This window comes from Massilia psychrophila (assembly GCF_002760665.1).
GTDB lineage: Bacteria > Pseudomonadota > Gammaproteobacteria > Burkholderiales > Burkholderiaceae_D > JAFCUW01.
The window spans coordinates 43815-63953 of sequence record NZ_PDOB01000019.1 but is presented as its reverse complement, the minus strand read 5'-3'; the positions used below and the strand labels follow the sequence as shown (position 1 = coordinate 63953).

Sequence of the window (20139 nt, the reverse complement as noted above, 5' to 3'; positions counted from 1 at the left end):
TGCTGCATCCTTTGGAGACTTGCATGCAAGCTGACTGGCGACTGACTGAGATTGAAAGGGCACGCGTAGCCGATTTGATGGCGATGCTTCCCCCGCAAGCAGGCACGGCGGTGGACATCGGCGCGCGCGATGGTTTTATCTCGATGGCGCTGGCCGATCGCGGTGTGAGCGTCACCGCGCTTGACCTGGAGCAGCCCGCCATTCACGACCCGCGCATCACCTGCGTAAAGGGCGACGCTACCGCGCTCGATTTTGCCGACGGCAGTTTCGAGCTGGTATTTTGCGCCGAAGTGCTCGAACATATTCCCAGCGTCTTGCTCGAGACGGCGTGCGCGGAACTGGCGCGGGTGGCGCGCCGCCACCTGCTGATCGGCGTGCCGTACAAGCAGGATCTGCGGCTGGACCGCTCGACCTGTTCGAACTGCGGCAAGACCAACCCGCCATGGGGGCACGTCAACCGATTCGACGAGAAGCGGCTGAGCGAGCTGTTCGCCGGCTGCCGGATTGCACAAACCAGCTTCGTCGGGCAGACGTCGGAAGTTAGCAATTTCCTGTCGACCCGGCTAATGGCGGCGGCTGGCAATCCGTACGGCACCTACGGCCAGGACGAGCCCTGCATTCATTGCAGTGCGGCGTTGGCGACACCGGTCGCACGCACGCTGGCCGACAGGTGCCTTGACCAAAGCTGCCGTGCTGGCCCGTAAGGCGCAGGCGCCGTTCGTCACGCCACGGCCGAAATGGATTCACGTTCTGTTCGAAAAGCATGCCGATTCAAAGAATGCGTCGGCTGGCAGCCACAACTGAGTCGAATCGACCAACGATTTAGATAATAAAATGCTAATATTCGATCTATGTTGCAGTAATTCAAATAATGTTGCGCCTATCTTTGCAAGAAACGACAGAACGCATGAGTGACCTGATCCACGAATTCATCTTTAACTCGGCTAAGCGCACCCCGCGCGCCGAAGCGCTGGTTGCCGGCCAGCGCCGGCTCGACTACGCCACCCTGGCCGATGCCGTCCGCCAGGTTGCCAACGCCTTGCTGAGCGCCGGCCTTGGCCGCGGCGAACGGGTCGCCGTTTACCTCGAAAAAAACGTCGAGAACGTCACGGCAATGTTTGGCGCCGCCGCTGCCGGCGGCGTGTTCGTGCCGGTCAATCCACTTCTCAAGCCCGAGCAGGTCGCTTATATCCTGGCCGATTGCAACGTGCGGGTGCTGGTCACCTCGGCCGACAGGCTGCGCCTGCTGGCGCCGGCGCTGTCGCTGTGTGCCGACCTCAAACTGGCCATCGTTACCGGCGCGGCCGCTATCGACACGCTGCCGGCCATCGAGGCGGTTGCCGTGCAGGCCTGGAATGGTTTCGCCGCCTCGGGCGAGACCCTAAAGCGCGCACACCGGGTGATCGACGCCGATATCGCCGCCATCCTGTACACCTCGGGCAGTACCGGCAAGCCGAAGGGTGTGGTGCTGTCACACCGCAACATGGTGGCCGGCGCCACCAGCGTCGCCAGCTACCTGGAAAACACCGCGTCCGACCGCATCCTGGCCGTGCTGCCGCTCAGTTTCGACTATGGCCTGTCGCAGCTGACGACGGCCTTTTATGCCGGCGCTACCGCCGTGCTGATCAATTACCTGCTGCCGCGCGATATCGTCAAGGCGGTGGTGGCCGAACGTATCACCGGCCTGGCTGCGGTGCCGCCGCTGTGGATCCAGGTTGCCCCGCTGAGCTGGCCGGCCGACTGCACGCTGCGCTATCTCACCAATTCGGGCGGCGCCATGCAGCGCCCGACCCTCGATGCGCTGCGCCGTGCGCTGCCAAATGCCCGGCCGTTCCTGATGTACGGCCTGACCGAGGCATTCCGTTCCACCTTCCTGTCGCCGGAACAGCTGGACCGGCGCCCCGATTCGATGGGCAAGGCGATCCCGAACGCCGAAGTGGTCGTGCTGCGCCCCGACGGCAGCGAATGCGACCCCGGCGAAGCGGGCGAACTGGTGCACCGCGGCGCGCTCGTGTCGCTCGGCTACTGGAACGACCGCGCCAAGACGGCAGAGCGGTTCAAGCCGGTCGCCTCAAACCATCACGGCCTGCCGCTGACCGAAATGGCGGTGTGGTCGGGCGACACCGTGCGCAAGGACGAGGAAGGTTTCCTGTACTTCATCAGCCGCAACGACGAGATGATCAAGACCTCGGGTTACCGGGTCAGCCCGAGCGAAGTCGAAGAGGTGGTGTACGCCCGCGAACAGATAGCCGAAGCGGCCGCCATCGGGGTGGCCCATCCGACCCTCGGCCAGGCCATCGTCGTGATTGCCTTCGCCAGGGAGGGCGTGGCGATTGACGCCGACACCCTGATGGCGGCTTGCAAGCCGCACCTGCCGGCCTACATGCTGCCGGCCCGTATCGTGATGTCCGACACCAGCCTGCCGCGTAACCCGAACGGCAAAATCGACCGCAAGTTGCTCAGTATGCAACTGGAAAATATTTTTATGGAACCAGCACAATGAATGCCGCCCGTCCGCAACACGCGCCGATGACCCAATTCGATGTCGTCGACGATTGCCTCCAGGTCGGCGGCATGGCGCTGACCCGGCTGGCCGAACGGGTCGGCAGCACACCGTTTTATGCCTACGACCGCGCCAAGCTGACCGAGCGCGTCGCCTTGCTGCGCCAGTACCTGCCGCCCGAGATCCACCTGCATTACGCGATGAAGGCCAATCCGATGCCGGCGGTGGTGCAGCACATGGCGTCGCTGGTGAACGGCATCGACATCGCTTCCGGCGGCGAGCAGCGCGTCGCCCTCGACACCACGATGGATTCCGGCCTGATCAGTTTTGCCGGCCCGGGCAAGAGCGATGCCGACCTGTCCTGCGCGATTGCCGCCGGCGTGGTGCTGAACATGGAATCGGAAGCCGAGATGGAGCGCATCGCCGTGGCCGGCAAACGGCTGGCCATACGGCCGAAGGTGGCGGTGCGGGTCAACCCCGATTTCGAACTGAAGTCGTCCGGCATGAAGATGGGCGGCGGCCCGAAGCAGTTCGGCGTCGATGCCGAACGCGTGCCCGCCATGCTTGGCCGCGTTGGCGAACTGGACCTCGATTTCTACGGTTTCCACATCTACAGCGGTTCGCAAAACCTGAAAGCGGCGTCGATCCAGGAAGCGCACGAGAAAACTTTTGCGCTGGCGATCCGGCTGGCCGCGCATGCGCCAAGAGCACTGCGCACGCTCAACATCGGCGGCGGTTTCGGCATTCCGTACTTTCCTGGCGAAGGCCGGCTCGACCTCGAAGCGGTTGGCGCCAACCTCAAGCTGCTGCTGCCCGGCGTATTGCTTGCACTGCCCGGCGTGCAGGTGCAGATCGAGCTGGGCCGCTATCTGGTGGCCGAGGCCGGTATTTACGTCAGCCGCGTCATAGAACGTAAGGTCTCGCGCGGCCAGGTGTACCTGGTCACCGACGGCGGCTTGCACCATCACTTGGCTGCGTCCGGCAACTTCGGCCAGGTCATCCGCAAGAATTATCCCGTCGTCATTGGCAACCGGGTTACCGGAGGCGAGCGTGAAATCGCCTCCGCCGTCGGACCGCTGTGCACGCCGCTCGACCTGCTGGCCGACCAGATGGAAATGGCCAAGGCCGATGTGGGCGACCTGGTGGTGGTGTTCCAGTCAGGCGCCTACGGCCTCACGGCCAGTCCGGTGGCCTTCCTCAGCCACCCGGGCGCGCGCGAAGTGCTGGTCTGAGCACGCCGCTGAGCCATCGAAGAAAGTGTCCGAATGTCTGATTTCGCTGGAGTGTCGCAATGAGTGGTTTGTGTGGATGGATCGGCAATGGAGCCAGCGCGGCCGATAACCGCGGCCTGATCGAAGCGATGGCGTCGCCGATGGGGCGCTTTGACGCCAGCCCTGTCCAGACTTTGCAGGGGCGCAGCAGCGCGGTGGCGGTTGCCGCCGCTGGCGCCAGCGCCCAGCTGTACCAGAATGGCGCGCTGACGGTGGCCTTGTGGGGCCAGGCCTGGCTGGTTGATGCGCGCATGGCACAGCAAGCGGCCGAGCAAGGCATCGGCAAGACGTTAGCGGACGCGTGGCGCAGGTCGCCCCAGCTTGCCTGCGCCAGCCTGTCCGGTGCGTTCGTACTGGCGATCATCGACGAGGCCGCCGGCGAAGCGATGCTGGCGATCGACCGCATGGGTACCCTGCCGCTGTCGTACCAGTTGGCCGGCGAGGCACTGGTATTCGGCTCGTCCGCCGACACCATTGCGCGTCACCCGCTGACGCCGGCCCGGATCGACCCTCAAGGCATCTACAATTATGTGTACTTCCACATGGTGCCCAGTCCGGGCACGGTGCACGCGAACCAGCAGCGCCTGCTGCCGGGCGAATACCTGCTGTACCGCCAGGGCCGCATCGAGACCCACCAGTACTGGCGCATGCGGTTCGAAGAGCATGGCAACAAGTCGCTGCCGGAGCTGAAGGAAGAGTTCCGCGACGTGTTGCGCAGCAGCGTGCGCGCGGCGATCGGTGGCCAGCAAGTAGGCGCCTTTCTCAGCGGCGGCACCGACAGCTCGACCATTGCCGGCACCCTGTGCGAGGTAAGCGGAGCTCCCGCCAAGACCTATTCGATCGGCTTCGAGGCGGAAGGCTACGACGAAATGGAATATGCGCGCATCGCGTCGCGCCATTTCGGCACCGAGCACCACGCGTATTACGTCACCCCCGACGACGTGGTGGCGGCGATCCCGAAAATTGCCGGCGTGTTCGACCAGCCGTTCGGTAACGCCTCGGCGGTGCCGGGTTACTACTGCGCGAAGATGGCCCAGGCCGACGGCGTGACGCGTATCTTCGGCGGCGACGGCGGCGATGAACTGTTCGGCGGCAACGAGCGCTATTCGAAGCAGCACGTGTTTGCGCGCTACGAGCGGGTGCCCGGCTTGCTGCGCAAAGCCGTGCTGGAACCGGCGGTATTCAATTTTCCGGCGGGCGAACATTTCAAGTTGGTGCGCAAGGCGCGCAGCTATATCGAGCAGGCTTCGGTGCCGATGCCGGCCCGGCTCGAAACCTACAACCTGCTGGGCCGCTACGGGCCGTCGCAGGTATTTACCGACGAGTTCCTGGCCGGCGCCGACGCCGGCACCCCGCTGGCGAGCCTGTCGCACACCTACGGCAAGAGCGAGGCAGGCAGCCTGATCAACCGGATGCTCGAACTCGACCTGAAGATCACACTGGCCGACAACGACTTGCCAAAAGTGGTGAAGGCGTGCGAACTGGCCGGGCTGGAGGTGGCGTTCCCGTTCCTGAACGACCAGATGGTGGCATTTTCAGCGCGCCTGACGCCGCAGCAAAAGCTCAATGGCACGCAGTTGCGCTGGTTTTTTAAGGAAGCGCTGCGCGACTTCCTGCCGAACGAAATCATCACCAAGCAAAAGCACGGTTTCGGCCTGCCGTTCGGCGTCTGGCTACAGCACCACAAACCGCTGCAGCAACTGGCCACCGACAGCCTGACCGACTTGAAGGCACGCAAGATCGTGCGCGGCGAGTTCATCGACCAGCTGGTCGGCCAGCATTTGTCCGAACACGCCGGCTACCACGGTACCATGGTGTGGGTGCTGATGATGCTCGAGCAGTGGTACAAACAACGAGAGGCTTGATATGACCGAAAATATTGCTGTAATTATTCCGTTTTACCAAAAAAACTGGAATCTTGGGCAAGGCCGTTGACTCCGTATTGCGGCAAACAGGAAATTTTAATGTGAGAATCATTGTCACCGACGATTCATCACCAGTGCCGGCAACGACCGAACTTGCCGGACGCATACGGGACAATCCTGGGCGAATCGTGATTATCGAGCAGCCCAACGGCGGGCCCGCAGCGGCGCGCAACAATGGACTTGACCATGTTGCGCCGGGTACCGACCACGTCGCCTTTCGTATACGCCGGCGAAGACTATTTGTTCTGGCTTGAACTAAGTAAGCTTACCAGCAAGATAGCCTTTTCCGACCTGTGCGAGTGCATCTACGGGGAAGGGGTGAACATCTTTGCCGGCTCGGGATGGGGAACGGAAAAGTCGCTGGATCGGTTGCACCACGAAATTAAGTACAAAAAGGCGCTTCCGCGGCTGTTCAGGCTCAACGAAGTGCAGCTGAACGCTAACCAAAAAAGCATCAAGGCGTTGAGGAAAAGCTTTGTCGCCGACCTCGTGCACCGGCTTAGGAATCGCTTACCGGTCCGAGCCCAATTGTTGGCAAACCAGCTGAAAGTTGATCCCCCAGCCGTTTTTCCAATTTATTCCCTTGACGATTGCAATAGCAGCCAAGCGATAGCATTGCAGTCATTTCCAACACGGTGCCACTGAAAGGGCTACATATGACAAACGCGGAGGATTCAATGAATCGCACAGCAGCGTACACCACCGCCCGACCGGATGTTGTTGAGATGGTGCCGACTGCTGCGATGCGCATTCTCGATGTTGGTTGTAGCAACGGGATGTTGGGTCAAGGTCTACGTTCTATGCGGAAAGGCAGGACCGTGTTCGGTGTTGAGATTGATCACGAGTTTGCCCGCGAAGCCGGGACAAAATTGGACGGCGTCGTTTGCGCAGACGTCAATGTGCTTGACTGGAAAACCGTGGTGCCGGGTACACAATTCGACTGTATTGTGTTCGCAGATGTGTTGGAACACTTGACGGACCCGAGTCGACATTTAACAGAAGCGCGACAGCGTCTGGCGCCGGGCGGCTGTCTCGTCATCAGCTTGCCAAATATTCGTCATATCTCATCACTTTATTCTATTTTCTTGAGGGGAACCTTTCCAGCTAGGGATCGTGGAATTTTTGACCGGACGCATGTCCGCTGGTTCACCATCGGCGATACCAAATCCTTGGTATCTGATCTTGGGATGAGCGTTGACTGCGTTTCTTACATATTGCGAATGGGTGACGTCGGCGGCGGGCGCTGGAATCGGTTGGTGAACCGCTTGCCTCAGGCCGTACAACGTTGGTTTCTGTTCCGCGAGTTCTTAACATATCAATTCTGCATAAGGGCAACGTCGTGTTCGTGAAACGCATTAAGGCTGGCTTCGTCCTGCTCTCCAATTCGCTCGACCTTATGCCAAGCACGAGGATTGCGGTTTTCAACATGTTTCCTTATTTGACTGCCGCGAACATCGATCCGCATGTCGTCTTCGATCCTGCGCGTGGCAATGAAATACCAACCGTGGACGGATTGGCCGAGCAGCTAATAGCCGAGAAATTTGACGTCATTGTTTTTCAGAAAGTTCACGGCCCAAGTGTCGAAAATTTAGTGCGCGAACTTTGTGGTGCGGGAATCAAAACCGTTTATAGCGTATGCGATTTGGTCGATGTCGCCATGGCCACGGCAACAGACGCAACCTTGGTAGTGACGGACTATTTGAAGCATCAATACCCCCCAGCCTTGCTGTCGAAAATTCATACCGTCCATGATGGGATTGAACAACCACTCATTAAGAAAACGGAATGGAGCAGTCTCCGCGGGACTCGCCGCAATAAATTGCGCGCGATTTTAATAACGTCTGCACATCTTGACCGCCTACCGATAATCGTCACTCCACCAAGCTGGCTTGAGCTAACAATTGTTGGGCGCTACACGCCAGATATGGTTCTATTTCAACGTTTTCGCAGCGGCGTGGGAACGGTCATGCGTCAAAAAACCAGCGCCGCGCGAACTGAGTGTTTGCGCTTCCTCACCAGCCCAAACATACGGCGGGTTACCTGGAGTCCAGACGTAGCTTATAGTGAAATGTGCCGCGCCGATATTGGAATTATTCCGATAGATACCAATCCAGAGCATTGCCCGGAGGCTGCCGCACCCTTTTGGAAGGTCAAATCAGAGAATCGATTAACCATGAAAATGTGCGTTGGCCTTCCTGTCGTGGCGACGCCAATCCCCTCCTACGAGCCGATCATCAAACAAGGGGTGAATGGTTTTCTGGCACGTACCGCTTTGGACTGGAAGCAAAGTCTTGAAGAGCTGCGCGACCCCGCTGTGCGACGCGGAGTCGGCGAAAACGCTAGGGAAACAGTTATTGACAACTACTCCATGAGCGCGCAGGCGGCCAGTTTGATCGACGTCCTCAACCATATTATGATCGAAAAATGCGGCCTCGAGGATGGAAGGTCGAGATCTAAATGGCCAAGTCCGCCTGGGTGGTGAGATTTCTCGCCATCCGTAATGCGAAGCGCAGTGGCGTACGGTCCCATGGGCTGAAGCGGGGCAGCTGGAAAACGTCGTTGGTATGTTTGCCCGCTCCCCATGCTGTGGACACCGCGCCATCGAAGCCCAGGTCGCGGGTCATGGCGACGTGTTCGGCAAGGTAATCCGCGCCGGGTTTTCCGTTAGGGTAGGCAAATAACCGGACCGGCTCGCCGATGATGTTTTCCAGTGCCTGCTTGCCTTCCGCGATTTCCGCGCGCGCTTTCGCTGGCGGCAATTTGGCCAGGATCGGATGGTTAACGGTGTGGCCACCGATATCCATGCCCCCAGTATTGAGCTCGTTGACCTGTGCCGAGCTCATCATCAGGTTGTCGGGCAAGCCAATCCCGCCGATGTCGACCAGCCGGCTAACCTGATCCAGTCTATGTTCCATGGGCAAATACTTCAGCTGGCCTATCAAGGCCTGGATCGCTTGCTGGCGCCGCGCCGTCGAACCAATTTCGTGGCTGCCGAGGCCAATGGCGCTGGCGTCGATGACGCCCTCCGGATGGCGCCGCACCAGTTCGATCACAGTGTCGTTCCACATCCGGCCCCCATTAAGAAAACCGGTGGCGACGAAAAAGGTGGCCGGCAACTTGTGGCGCTGCAGGACCGGCAGGGCAACTTCCGCATTGTCGGCATAGCCGTCGTCGAACGTGATGCAGGCAGCGCGCGGCGGCAAGCTGCCCGCGGCGATGTGGTGCACTGCGTCCAGCAAGGACATGACATTGAACATCGACTTGATCCGGTGCAGGTCGCGATCGAAGTCTGCCCGGTCGACTTCGGCAGGAAAGAGCGGATCCTTGTGCGGCAGCACGCGGTGATAGATGAAGATCGACAGGCCGCTCTTGCCTCCGGGCGAAAGCATGCGCATCAGTCCTTTACCGAGCATCAGCGAGACGCTGGAATCGCGGTCCGCAACAGGCGCCGCGTCAGTATTGCGCGCGCTGCGGGCGCCGCTGTCAGGATAATCCATTGGCCGCTTTCTGTTGTTTTGGTAGCTGGCTCGCTTTTGCGGCGACTTGCGCCGCCGCCTTGCTGTCGGCCGCCTTCGCTTTCAGGTGCTTTTTTACCAGGAGCCGGGTGGCGATCATTGCCGTCATGACGTAGTAGGGCACGTCGAAATACGCCAGGCTGAGAAAAGCGCCGCCCACGGCGAAGCCGAGCAGGCTTACCTGTAGCATGGGGACGAGATCGAGCGCCCACTTCAGTTCGGGATCATGCTTGCCGTGCTTGAGCACCCAGCTGCCGGAGCGCCAGGTCAGCACACCGATCGCCAGATAAAGGAACAGTCCGATAAAGCCATGCTCGCCGAGAACCTGGAAATAGATGCTGTGGGCGGCGTGGATGTCTTCCGGATTCGGCGCATAGCGGGCAAACACGCCGGCATCGTAAATCTGGAAACCGCCGCCGAGCGGCCGGTCCATCGCGAGGTTAGTGGCCATGTGCCAGGCGTTGACCCGGCCCATCGCCGAAGAGTCTTCCTTGTATTCCTGGATCGTGTCCATGCGCTGGTGCCACTGCGCCGGCATGGTCAGCAACAACACCGGAACAATCAGGATCATCGCCAGGCCGATCACCAGTTTTTCTTTGCTCTTGAACCAGAAAAATACGGTCATTGCGGCAATCGCCAGCAAGGCGCCGCGCGAATAGGATCCCAGCGAGGCAAGGGCACACAAGCCCATCGACGCAATAAATGCATAGCGGCCCCATTTGTTTTTGGTGATCGTCATCAGGTAGAACATCAGCGGGATGACCATCACGAACGCCAGTGCGACTTCGTTGTTGCCGTCGATGAAGGTGCCGGCCGGCCCCCATACGCGGTCGTTGCCGCCGCTGCGGATGGTGAAGATGCCGCCCTTGACGCCGTAGTAGCCGATCGAAATGACGATCGACCAGATCGCCAGTTCGATGTGCTTGCGTTCCTTGAGCAGCATCATGACGACCAGCGTCATGCCGAAAATCTTGACGACCTTGTTCCACTGCTCATACACCTGATCGAGATGGATCGCAAACAGGGAAGTGAGCGACATCCACGCCAGAAACGCGATGAACACGACAATGGTTGGCACCATTGGCAACTTCTTGTCCTCTTTTTGTACGACCAGGCTGACGATGGTGACGGCGGCAATAATCGCGGCGAACGGGAACGTGCGCGCAAAGCCCCAGCCCTGCGCATGCGGGTTCATCACGCTGATCCAGATCCACAGCACCGCGCCCCAGTACGGCCGCTTGTAAATGAGGGGCAGCGTGCCGAACACGATCAAGGTTACAAGGATGTCTCTCATCGGGCGCCCTCTTTCAGCGCGGTTGGGCCGCGTCGACCTTGCTGACAACGTAACGGAATTTTCCGGATTTCTCAGGCAGGATCGCAGCCACCTGCTCGACCTCGATCGCTACCGTGGCGCCGAGCCTGGCCTTAAAACCGGCCTTGATCTTGTCCCGCAGCGCGCCGCCAAGCGGAGCGTCGGCGACTACCTGCACGCGGGTCAGGTCGATCGTTTCCTGGCTGATCTTGAACGCCTTCACTTCCGGCAAGTCGCGCAGGATATACACCAGCGCCAGGCCATGCATCACCGTGCCGTCCTGGGCGATTAAAAAATCAGTGCTGCGGCCTTGGATTTCTTTCAATAGCGGCAGGCCGCGCCCGCAGGTGCACGGCGCGGTGTCGAGCACGCCGACGTCGCCGGTGCGGTAGCGGATGAACGGGAAGTCGCCGGTCGCCAGGTGGGTGACGACAATCTCGCCGGCCTGGTTGCCGGGCACCGGCTGGCCTGACGGATCGAGGATTTCGACGATGATATCTTCGCTGGTGATGTGCATGCCGCCCTGCGGGCACTGGTGGGCGATGAAACCGGCGTCGCGCCCGCCGTAACCGTTGGCCACCGGGCAGCCGAAGGTCGTCGAAATCTGCTGGCGCTGCTCGTCGTACAGCCGTTCCGACGTGACGAAGGCGACCCGGATGCCGAGGTCGTCCATGCGTACCCCTTTTGCCTTGGCGTGGCGGGCGATGTGCGACAGCGCCGACGGGTAGCCGAACAGCATGCGCGGGCGCACCACGCGGATGTCTGCCAGGAAGCCGTCGAGCTTGGCCTCGGACATGGCGAACGCCGGTAGCAGGGCGGTGCGCAACATGCGGTCGCGCACGGCGCGCACCTTGTCCTGCGCGCCCAGCTCGATGGGTGAACCCCAGACGACGATTTCAGCGTCGCCGATATCGACGTTCCACCAGCGCGTGGCGCGCCACTTGGCGGCAACGTCGTGGCTGACCCGTTCCTTGCCGATGTAAAAAATCAGCGGTTCGCCGCTCGAGCCACCGGTGTTAAAGCGGGCCAGCCCGACCGCATCAACCGCCTTCATCGCGTCGCCGGCGGCGCGGATGACGGCCTTGTCGAGCAACGGCAGGCGCCGCAGGTCGGCCAGCGACCGGACGTCGCGCAGGCAATCGAAGCCGATCGCGGCGAACTGGTCGCGGTAATGCGGCACCTGGGCCTGGGCCCTGGCCAGCAGTTGGCGCAGGCGCCGCAGCTGCAGCGCCTCGAGTTCGGCCGGTGGCCACCACTGCGACTGCTCCATACGCTGGCGCACCGCCACCGTGGTGTGGCGCTTCAGGCGTTCGTGCAGCGGAAACAGCAGGCGCGAAACGAGCTGTGTGTACAGGCCGGTTTGAGGCAGTGTCTGGGTGTTCATGGATGGCTGGCGATCTTGGCTAGGCTGGGATGGATGACCGCCCGGTATACTTCAAGCAGCCGCGGCCTTACTCCAGCCCAAGCGTATTGTTGCACATATTGCAGGCCGGCCAGTTTCAAGCTGGACGCCAGTTCTGGCGAGGCGGCCAGGCGCAGCATCGCGTCGGCCATCGCCTGCGGCGAGCGCGGCGGCACCAGCAGGGCGGTCTTGCCGTCCTCCACCAAGTAGGGCACGCCGCCGACATTGGTGCTGACCACGGCGACCCCGCTGGCGAGCGCTTCGAGCACCGAATTTGGCATGTTGTCGACGGTGCTCGGGTTGAGCATCAGGTCGGCGCCGCGGTACAGCGCGCCCATGCCGGCGTTGTCGACCCGGCCGGTAAAAGTTACCGAGCCGGCAATGCCGAGCGCGGCGGCCAGCTGCCCGAGCGAATCGCGCAGCGGGCCGGAGCCGGCCACCACCAGTTGCGCGTCAGGATGCTTTGCCAGCACGAGGGCGAAGGCGCGCAGCGCCGTTTCGTTGTCGTAGATCGGTTCGAGGTTGCGCGCGACCAGCACGCGCAGCGGCTGGCCGAGGGCGCTGCCCGGTGCTGCCGCCGAAAACCGATCGAGGTTGATAATGTTGGGCACCACGCAAGTGGGGACGCCGTACTTGCCAAATACATGTTCGAGGAAGCCCGACGGCACGATGACGGCGTCGGCGCGCAGCAAGCTCGGGCGCACCCAGGCTTGCGATTTTTGCATGAAGGCGTCGGCCTCGCCGCCCCGGTAATTGACTATGACCGGGCAGCCGCGCAGGCGGCCGATCCAGATGGCCGGCGCGGCGTACAAATGCCACGACCAGCCCGAATTGGCCATCACGTGGAACAGCTGGACGCGGCCGGCGCTTTGCCACAAGTGCACCACGAAGGGCAGCAGGCGAAACAGCGCGCGCACGCCTTTCAGCTTTTCCGCCCATGCCGGCCGGTGGGGGGGGTTGACCTGGATGACTTCGACCGCGTGGCCGTCGGCTTCGAGCAGGCCGATCAGCTGCAAGGTCTGGTTGGCCATGCCGCCCGACGGCGGCGGCAACGGCCCGACGACGCCAATCCGGATGGAAGGCAGGGACGAGGGTAGAGATGGGGGCAGGGACGGCAACGCCATCAGGCGGTCGCCTTCCCGGTCACGCCGCCGTACACGCGGTGATAGCGCGCCACGCTGGCCTTCCAGCTGCGTTCGTTTTCGACGAAGCGGCGGCCCTGTTCGCGCAAGGCCGCCCAGCGTTCCGGCGCGTCGAGCAAGGCGAGCGTCTTGTGCGCCATCGCGAGCGGGTCGCCGGCGCGAAACAGCACGCCGGTCTTGCCATCCTCGATCAGTTCCTTGTGGCCGCCGACGTCGGACGCCACCAGCAGCCGTCCCTGCGCCATCGCCTCCAATGGCTTGAGCGGAGTAACCAGGTCGGTCAGCCGCATCTTCAGGCGCGGGTAGACCAGCACATCGACCAGATTGTAATAGCGCTGCACGTCGTGGTGCGGCACACGGCCGGTAAAGATGACCTTGTCGGCCACGCCGAGATCGCGCGCCTGTTGCTTCAGGGCGGCGTCCTGCGGCCCGCCGCCGACCAGCAGCACGCGGATCGCCGGATTTTTTTCCAGCATTGCCGGCAAGGCCTGCAGCAAGATGTTCAAGCCTTCGTAGGCGTAGAACGAGCCGATGAAGCCGAGCACCGCGTGGCCCGCCAGGCCGAGCGAGGCGGCCAGCGTTTCATCGCGCGCGCCGTCGACGGAAAAATCTTTGACGTCGACCGCATTCGGGATTACCGTCACCTTGTGCGCCGGGATGCCGCGCCCGACAATTTCAAGGCGCAAGCCTTCGCAGATGGTGGTGGCGGCGTCGACCCGCTTGAGCGCATATGTTTCCATCGCCCGCGTGACGCGGTAGCGCAACCCCCATTCGCGGGCGGTGCCATGGTCGACTGCGGCGTCTTCCCAAAAGGCGCGGATTTCATAGACCACCGGGATGCCAAGGCGCTTGCCAACCCGCAGCGCGGCCAGCGCATTGAGGGCCGGCGAGTGCGCGTGCAACACGTCCGGCTTGATGTCGCGCGCCACTTCCAGCAGGCGAGCGGCGAGGCGGCCAATGACGGCCAGCTGGTTGAGTACCGGCAGCGTCTTCAGCATGCCGGTGGCCGGCGCGGTGCGGTAAAACGCCAGGCCGTCGACGGTTTCGTGGCCGTGCTCGGCCGGGCCCTGTTTCGGGCTGGTCAGGTGGAAGGTTTCCCAGCCGAGCGCGCGCTGCTGCTGCAGGATCGAGCGGGTGCGGAAGGTGTAGCCGCTGTGCAGCGGGATCGAATGGTCGAGCACGTGCAGTACCCGCAACGGCGCGTTCAACGTGCCGGCCGTCGGCAGCGCGCTCATGCCGACTCTCCTTGTAATTCCTTGCGCAGGAACGCTTCGAACATCAGCACGGTCCAGATCGGCGCGCTGTAGTCGCGCCGGCCCGACTCATGCTGCTCGACCATCTGGGCCAGGTAGCCGGTGTTGAAGATGCCGGTCGAGGCCAGCGTGTCGCCCAGCAGCGACTCGCGTACGCGCTGGCGCAACGGGCCGCGAAACCAGGTCGCCAGCGGCACCGCGAAGCCCATCTTCTTGCGGTACAGGATCTCTTCCGGCAGGTACGATTCGAGGCTTTTCTTGAAAATGTACTTGCCTTCGCTGCCGTTGAGCTTCATCGACGGCGGCAGGCCGGAAATCCATTCCACCAGCTTGTGGTCGAGCAGCGGCACCCGCACTTCGAGCGCGTGGGCCATGCTGGCGCGGTCGACCTTGGTCAAAATGTCGCCCGGCAGGTAAGTTTTCATGTCGAGGTACTGGATCATCGACAGCGGATCGTCCGTCGGCGAATTGGCGGCGTGGCCCTGCATCACGTCGATGGCGCGGTAGCCCTGCAGGTTTTTGCGGAATTTGTCGGAAAACAGCTGGGCGCGCATGTCGTCGGACATGATCGAGACGCCATGAAAGTAGCCTTCCACCAGGTCGCGCGACAGCGCCTCGAAGGTGGTCTTGGCGCGCAACACGCGCGGCGCCCAGTCGGCCTTCGGATAGTATTTGCCGAGCGGCCCAAACACCAGCTTGCGCAAGCCGGCCGGAATTTTCGAGCGTACCGCGTCTTCGGCCATGGCGTAGCGGTAGCGGCGGTAGCCGGCCAGGTTCTCATCGCCGCCGTCGCCCGACAGCGCTACCGTCACGCGTTTGCGCGCCAGCTGGCAGACGCGGTAGGTCGGGATCGCCGAGCTGTCGGCGTACGGCTCGTCGTACAGGTCGGCCAGGGTGTCGAGCAGCGCGTAGTCGTCGGTGTCGACGGTTTCGGTGACGTGTTCGGTCTTGTACTGGCGCGCCACCTGTTCGGCATACGGCGATTCGTCGAACGCTTTTTCCTGGAACGCGATCGAACAGGTGTTGACCGGATCCTTCATCAGGCCGGCCATCATCGCCACGATCGCGCTCGAGTCGACGCCGCCGGACAGGAAGGCGCCGAGCGGCACTTCGGCCTTCAGGCGGATTTTTACCGCATCGCGCAGCCGCTCGATCAGTTCACCCTCGGCGTCTTGCTGGCTCATCGGTGCGTGCAATTTGAACGGCACGTCCCAGAACTGCTTGGGCTGCGGCACCGGCTGGCCGATACGGACGGTCAATGTGAAACCGGGCGAAAGCTTTTTGGCGCCGGCGTAAATGGTTTTCGGTTCCGGCACATAGCCGTAGGCAAAATAATCCTCGACCGCCTGCGGGTCGATCGCGTGCGGCAGGCCGGGATGGGCGCGCAGCGACTTTAGTTCCGAGCCGAAGATGAACATGCCGTCGGCCAGCAGCGCGTAGTAGAACGGCTTGACGCCGAGGCGGTCGCGCGCCATGAACATGGTCTGCTTGTTGCGGTCCCAGATGCACAGCGCGAACATGCCGCGCAGCTTGTGCACGCAGTCCTCGCCCCAGGCTTGCCACGCATGGACGATGGTTTCGGTGTCGCTTTTGGTGCGGAAGACGTAGCCGAGCTGCTCGAGCTGCGCCGTCAGTTCCGGGAAATTGTAGATCTCGCCATTGAACACCACGCCGACGTCGCCGGCGGCGTTGAACATCGGCTGCTGGCCGCTGGCAATATCGATCACCGACAGGCGCCGGTGGCCGAACCCGACTCCCGGCTCGGTGTAAATATCGCCCTCATCCGGCCCGCGGTGGTGCTGGGTCTCGTTCATGCGCTTGAGCAGCGCCGGGTCAACCGGGCGCGCGCCGCGCGTATCGAAGATGCCTACAATTCCACACATGATTTCACTGGCTTTCTGAATTTTGTTTTACGTTCGCACAGGGTGTCGTACAGCGATTTGTAAGCGGCCACCATGGCGGCCATATTGTATTTGCGCAGGACGCGTTCGCGGCCGGCGGCACCTTGGCGGGCCGCCAGAAGTGGATCGCGTACATAAGCTTCCAACGCCGCGGCCATGGCGGCAGAATCGGACGGTGGCACCAGCATGCCGGTGACGCCGTCGTCGATCACTTCGGGAATGCCGCCGACCCGCGTCCCCACCACCGGCAGGCTGCTGGCCATCGCTTCGAGCGCCGAGCCGGGCGTGCCCTCGGCCAGCGAGGACATCACGAAAATGTCGAGTCCGCGCAGGATGTCGGCGACGTCGCTGCGGGCGCCCGGCAGCCACACCAACTCGGCAATGCCGGCCGCCTCGACCTTGGCGCGCAGCGCCGCCAGCAGCGGGCCGGCGCCGACAATCGCCAGGCGCAACCGGGCAGCTGATTGCGGGCAGCGCGCGCGCAGCGCGATGAAGGCATCGACCAGGCCGGCGTGATTTTTCACTTCTTCGACACGGCCGACCGTGCCGATGGTCGTGCAGCCGGGGCCGAACACCGCCAGGTGGCGTTGGCTGCCTTCCAGCGGCGGGTGAAATTTGTCGGCATCGATGCCGTTGCCCAGCAGCCGGCTCTTGGCCGCCGGCACTTTGATCACTTGCCGGTTCCAGTCGACCATGGCGGCCGAATTGGCGTAGCAGCAGTCGTAGAACGGCACCATGGCGCGGCGCAGTGCATTGTGCTTGCGGTTGCGACCCTCCGGATCGGCGGCGTCGCGCCCGTGAGCGCCGTTGATGCGTACCGGTACGCCGGCTAGCAAGCCGGCTGGCGCGTACTCGACAGCCGACAAATTGTAGGTGTGCAGGATTGCCGGCTTCAAGCGGCGCAGCAGCTTCCACAGGTCGACGTGGGTTTTAAGCGACAGGCCGGGCTGCTTGTGCAGGGAATACAGCGCGACGCCCGGTTTCTTGATCTTGCTGGCGAAATCGGTGATCTCGGTGAGCGCCACTACGGCGTGGCGGTACGCCTCGGCGGGCATGCGGTTGATGCGCTCGACCATCAGGTTTTCCAGCCCGCCGAAGTCGAGCCGGTACACCAGGTGGATGACCAGCGGTGCTTCGCCATCGGCATCAATGATGTGCGCGCCCATCTTAGTTTCCCTGAGCCGCCGCCAGTGCCGCCTCGACCGACGCCAGATTGGCATTCATGAAAGCGCGCATCGCCGTGCGCGCCGCTTCGGGATTCTCTTCGTAAGGTGCTGACACCATCACGGCGGCGCCGTCGTCGCCACGGAACATCAGTTTCGCCTGCGCCTGCCGCAGCTTGCCGACGTAGTCGTTGGCGGTGAAGCGGTTGTCGATCCAATTCCAATGCCAGACCAGCATCTTGCCGAATCGGCCTTGCAGCCGCGTTTCGCGCAGCCCGAACGTGGCGCCTGCAAGCTGTTCGCTGTGCAGCGCAGAACCGGTCTGGTGCCAGTCCTGTTGACGGGCCGCCACAACGTTCACCGAACTGATCAGCGCCTTGTTGCTGGCCTGGTTGCGGTAATAAAGTACCGTCAGCCCCACCGGCTGGCCCGGCGCGCCGGTGGCGGCTTGGTAAGTCCCTGTAAAACTTGCGTCGCCCGCCATGTACTCCGGTTTCCATGTCGAGAAGACCGGCGCGGCAGGCCACTTAATGCTGACCGGGCCGAACTGCACCGGCTTGGGATTGTGGGTAACACGGGAGTTGTAGGCGGCAAACGCGGGCCACAACGCGGCAAGCACAATCAGCGCAGCGGCGATGGCTGCAAAGTTGGCGGCGCCGGTGTCGGATCGGCGCGTGGCAAGGCCCGGTGCAGCTGCGGCCGGGGCGGGCGCTTCGTCCTCGCGCCAGTAGCTGCCGATCCAAAACATGATGAACATGACCAGGCCGAAGAACGCCCAGCCGTAGATCAGGTGGTCGACGCCGACGGCCAAGGTCATCCCGCTGAGGTGGCCGATCATGACGATCATGTACGCGCGCAAACCATTGGCAATGATCGGGACAATAACGGAAAAGACGATGAACAGGATGCGCCGCGAGGTCGAGCGGTAAGTGAGGTAGGCATACAGCAGGCCGATCGTCACCGATGAAATCAGGTAGCGCACGCCGCTGCAGGCTTCCACCACCGACCAGCTGCCACTCGGAATCTCGAAGTGGGTGCCGTCGCGCAGCACCGGAATGCCGGTCAGCTGAACGGCCAACACCGTGAAGTCGGCGGTAAACGAGATCAGCGGCCCGATGAAGATCTCGCCGAACGGCACGGCGGCCAGGACGAACAGCAGCGGGAAGGCAAGCGAGCCGGCCAGCCGGCGGCCGAGCACGGCCAGCGCGGTCAGCGGCAGCATCGCGACAAACATATACTGCTGCACGACCTGGACTTCGCCTGCCCGCGCCAGCAGCCAGCCAAAACCGGCCAAGGCGACCAGCGCCAGCGCCGGCCAGTACGGCGTCGGCGGCAGGGCCGTAAAATTGGCGCGCCGGCGCCAGATCAGCCATAGGCTGATCGGCAAGATGATGAAACCGTGCGCGAACGTTTCCGACTTGATCCAGATATCGACGATCGATTTGGCGGTCGCGAAATAAAATATGCACGGCGCCAGCATGGCCAGCACAATCAGCAGGATCGTGGTGGCGTTATGGCGTACGGCGGCAGCCTGGACCAAACCCGGCGGCGGTTTCAAATACATTCAAGCCTCGCTTCGATGCGGGCCAGATTGCTTGGCCAGCTATATAATTTTTCAACCTTGGAACGTGCCACCTGGCCGATTGCCGTGTTGGCAACGGCGAGCAGGGCGGAGACCTCGGCAACGAAGCCGGCGGCATCGATCGCCAGCACCAGGTCGGTACCGGGAATCGCTTCGATCCCTTCGAGCGCCTGCGGCGACACCACCACCGGGGTGGCCATTGCCATCGCTTCGAGCACCTTGTTCTGGATGCCGCGGGCGATGCGCAGCGGCGCCACCGCCACCTGGGCGTGGGCGATGTAAGGCCGCACGTCGGGGACGGTGCCGGTCACCACCACGCCGGGCAGCTGGGCTAGCGCCTGCACCGCGCCGGACGGGCGGGCGCCGACGATGTAAAAGCGCAGGTTGGCAAAGCGCGCCCGCAGTTGCGGCATGACGTCGGCGGCGAACCACTGCACCGCGTCGATGTTCGGCCAATAATCCATGGCACCGGTAAACACCACCGCGCGTTCGCCGGCGGCGTACGGGCTGGCATAGCTGCGGTCGGGCGAAAAATACTCGGTGTCGACGCCGTTGTTGAAAAAGTCGATCTTGGCCGCGCTTTCCGGCGCCAGTTTTTTGAACAGGTCCGCTTCCGGGCTTGACACAAACAGCGAAGCGTCGCACTCAAGCGCAACCTTGCGCTCATAGGCCAGCAGCTGGCGCGCTTCGTGGCGGTACAGCCAGTTCATCGGCCAGGATTTCTGTTCGGCGTACTGGCGCCACTTGTCGGAGTCGACGTCGCAAAAATCGACTACCCGGCGCACGTCGGGAAACGCTTCGGCGTACTGCGCCATGGCCGACGAAAACACGACGATGCGCTTGATGTCGTGCGCCTGCATGGCGTTGGCGGCCCACTGGCGCAGGCCATGGTTGCGGTAATAATCGCGCGACAGCGAACGGTTGGCCAGTAGCGCGCCGAGGCTGCGCACGCGCGCCAGCAGCGCATTGAGCGAAGCGAAATGGCTGCTGGCGCACAGCGCCTCGACGCGCGGCACGTGCTGCCAGTCGTCGGCATCGTCCACAAACGTCGCCAGGTGCACCCGGTAGCTCTGCGCCAGGTGCTTGAGCAAGTGGTAGGAGCGGATCTTGTCGCCCTTGTTGGGCGGGTAGGGGATGCGGTGGATCAGCAGCAGCAGGTCTTCCATGCGC

17 protein-coding genes are annotated in these 20139 nt (G+C 62.6%); 8 read left to right on the top strand and 9 right to left on the bottom strand.

Annotated features, from left to right (window positions below; genetic code table 11):
* The first annotated feature begins 77 nt into the window (after positions 1–77).
* From CR103_RS13080 to CR103_RS13045, 8 genes are all read left to right on the top strand, one after another.
* Positions 78–704, top strand: a complete 627-nt coding sequence (locus tag CR103_RS13080) for a class I SAM-dependent methyltransferase (protein WP_180279382.1) — start codon at positions 78–80, stop codon at positions 702–704.
* Positions 705–907: 203 nt separating this feature from the next.
* Positions 908–2503, top strand: coding sequence for an acyl-CoA ligase (AMP-forming), exosortase A system-associated (locus CR103_RS13075; RefSeq protein WP_099916424.1), 1596 nt, complete (start codon positions 908–910; stop codon positions 2501–2503).
* The gene (locus tag CR103_RS13070) at positions 2500–3735 is read left to right on the top strand and encodes a pyridoxal-dependent decarboxylase, exosortase A system-associated (RefSeq protein WP_099916423.1); all 1236 of its coding nucleotides are present in this window, start codon (positions 2500–2502) and stop codon (positions 3733–3735) included. The genes CR103_RS13075 and CR103_RS13070 overlap by 4 nt, the downstream gene beginning before the upstream one ends.
* A gap of 59 nt (positions 3736–3794) precedes the next feature.
* A complete protein-coding gene (locus CR103_RS13065; protein ID WP_099916422.1) occupies positions 3795–5639 on the top strand; it encodes an asparagine synthetase B family protein in 1845 nt (614 codons plus the stop codon).
* 101 nt (positions 5640–5740) lie between these two features.
* Positions 5741–5953, top strand: coding sequence for a glycosyltransferase family A protein (locus CR103_RS24135; RefSeq protein ID WP_370659441.1), 213 nt, complete (start codon positions 5741–5743; stop codon positions 5951–5953).
* On the top strand, positions 5886–6344 hold the full coding sequence (locus CR103_RS13055) for a hypothetical protein (protein ID WP_188827389.1): 459 nt from the start codon (positions 5886–5888) through the stop codon (positions 6342–6344). The genes CR103_RS24135 and CR103_RS13055 overlap by 68 nt, the downstream gene beginning before the upstream one ends.
* A 32-nt stretch (positions 6345–6376) precedes the next feature.
* Positions 6377–7048, top strand: coding sequence for a class I SAM-dependent methyltransferase (locus CR103_RS13050; RefSeq protein WP_180279380.1), 672 nt, complete (start codon positions 6377–6379; stop codon positions 7046–7048).
* Positions 7045–8181 carry a glycosyltransferase family protein gene (locus CR103_RS13045; RefSeq protein WP_143752596.1) on the top strand — a complete coding sequence of 379 codons (1137 nt, stop codon included), beginning with the start codon at positions 7045–7047 and terminating at the stop codon, positions 8179–8181. Before CR103_RS13050 ends, CR103_RS13045 begins: the two co-directional genes overlap by 4 nt.
* On the opposite strand, the gene CR103_RS13040 is transcribed toward CR103_RS13045, so the two are convergent.
* The 9 genes from CR103_RS13040 to CR103_RS13000 are packed head-to-tail and all read right to left on the bottom strand — an operon-like array spanning position 8153 to position 20135.
* The gene (locus CR103_RS13040; protein WP_229443046.1) at positions 8153–9196 is read right to left on the bottom strand and encodes a polysaccharide deacetylase family protein; all 1044 of its coding nucleotides are present in this window, start codon (positions 9194–9196) and stop codon (positions 8153–8155) included. The two genes, CR103_RS13045 and CR103_RS13040, sit on opposite strands and share 29 nt — an antisense overlap.
* Positions 9183–10508: a putative O-glycosylation ligase, exosortase A system-associated gene (locus CR103_RS13035; protein WP_099916417.1), complete on the bottom strand. Its 1326-nt coding sequence runs from the start codon at positions 10506–10508 to the stop codon at positions 9183–9185. The genes CR103_RS13040 and CR103_RS13035 overlap by 14 nt, the downstream gene beginning before the upstream one ends.
* Before the next feature lie 13 nt (positions 10509–10521).
* Positions 10522–11910, bottom strand: coding sequence for a phenylacetate--CoA ligase family protein (locus CR103_RS13030; RefSeq protein WP_099916416.1), 1389 nt, complete (start codon positions 11908–11910; stop codon positions 10522–10524).
* Complete coding sequence (locus CR103_RS13025; RefSeq protein ID WP_099916415.1) at positions 11907–13052, bottom strand: glycosyltransferase family 4 protein; 1146 nt, start codon at positions 13050–13052, stop codon at positions 11907–11909. Before CR103_RS13025 ends, CR103_RS13030 begins: the two co-directional genes overlap by 4 nt.
* Positions 13052–14266 (bottom strand): TIGR04063 family PEP-CTERM/XrtA system glycosyltransferase, encoded by a 1215-nt coding sequence (locus CR103_RS13020; protein WP_099916442.1) that lies wholly within the window; start codon positions 14264–14266, stop codon positions 13052–13054. The genes CR103_RS13025 and CR103_RS13020 overlap by 1 nt, the downstream gene beginning before the upstream one ends.
* 35 nt (positions 14267–14301) lie before the next feature.
* Positions 14302–16206, bottom strand: a complete 1905-nt coding sequence (locus CR103_RS13015) for an XrtA/PEP-CTERM system amidotransferase (protein WP_099916414.1) — start codon at positions 16204–16206, stop codon at positions 14302–14304.
* Positions 16191–17390, bottom strand: coding sequence for a TIGR03088 family PEP-CTERM/XrtA system glycosyltransferase (locus CR103_RS13010; protein ID WP_099916413.1), 1200 nt, complete (start codon positions 17388–17390; stop codon positions 16191–16193). The genes CR103_RS13015 and CR103_RS13010 overlap by 16 nt, the downstream gene beginning before the upstream one ends.
* A gap of 1 nt (position 17391) precedes the next feature.
* Positions 17392–18951 carry an exosortase A gene (gene xrtA / locus CR103_RS13005; RefSeq protein ID WP_099916412.1) on the bottom strand — a complete coding sequence of 520 codons (1560 nt, stop codon included), beginning with the start codon at positions 18949–18951 and terminating at the stop codon, positions 17392–17394.
* Entirely contained in the window at positions 18942–20135 is a 1194-nt protein-coding gene (locus CR103_RS13000) for a TIGR03087 family PEP-CTERM/XrtA system glycosyltransferase (protein ID WP_099916411.1), read from the bottom strand. Before CR103_RS13000 ends, xrtA begins: the two co-directional genes overlap by 10 nt.
* Between the last annotated feature and the right edge of the window lie 4 nt (positions 20136–20139).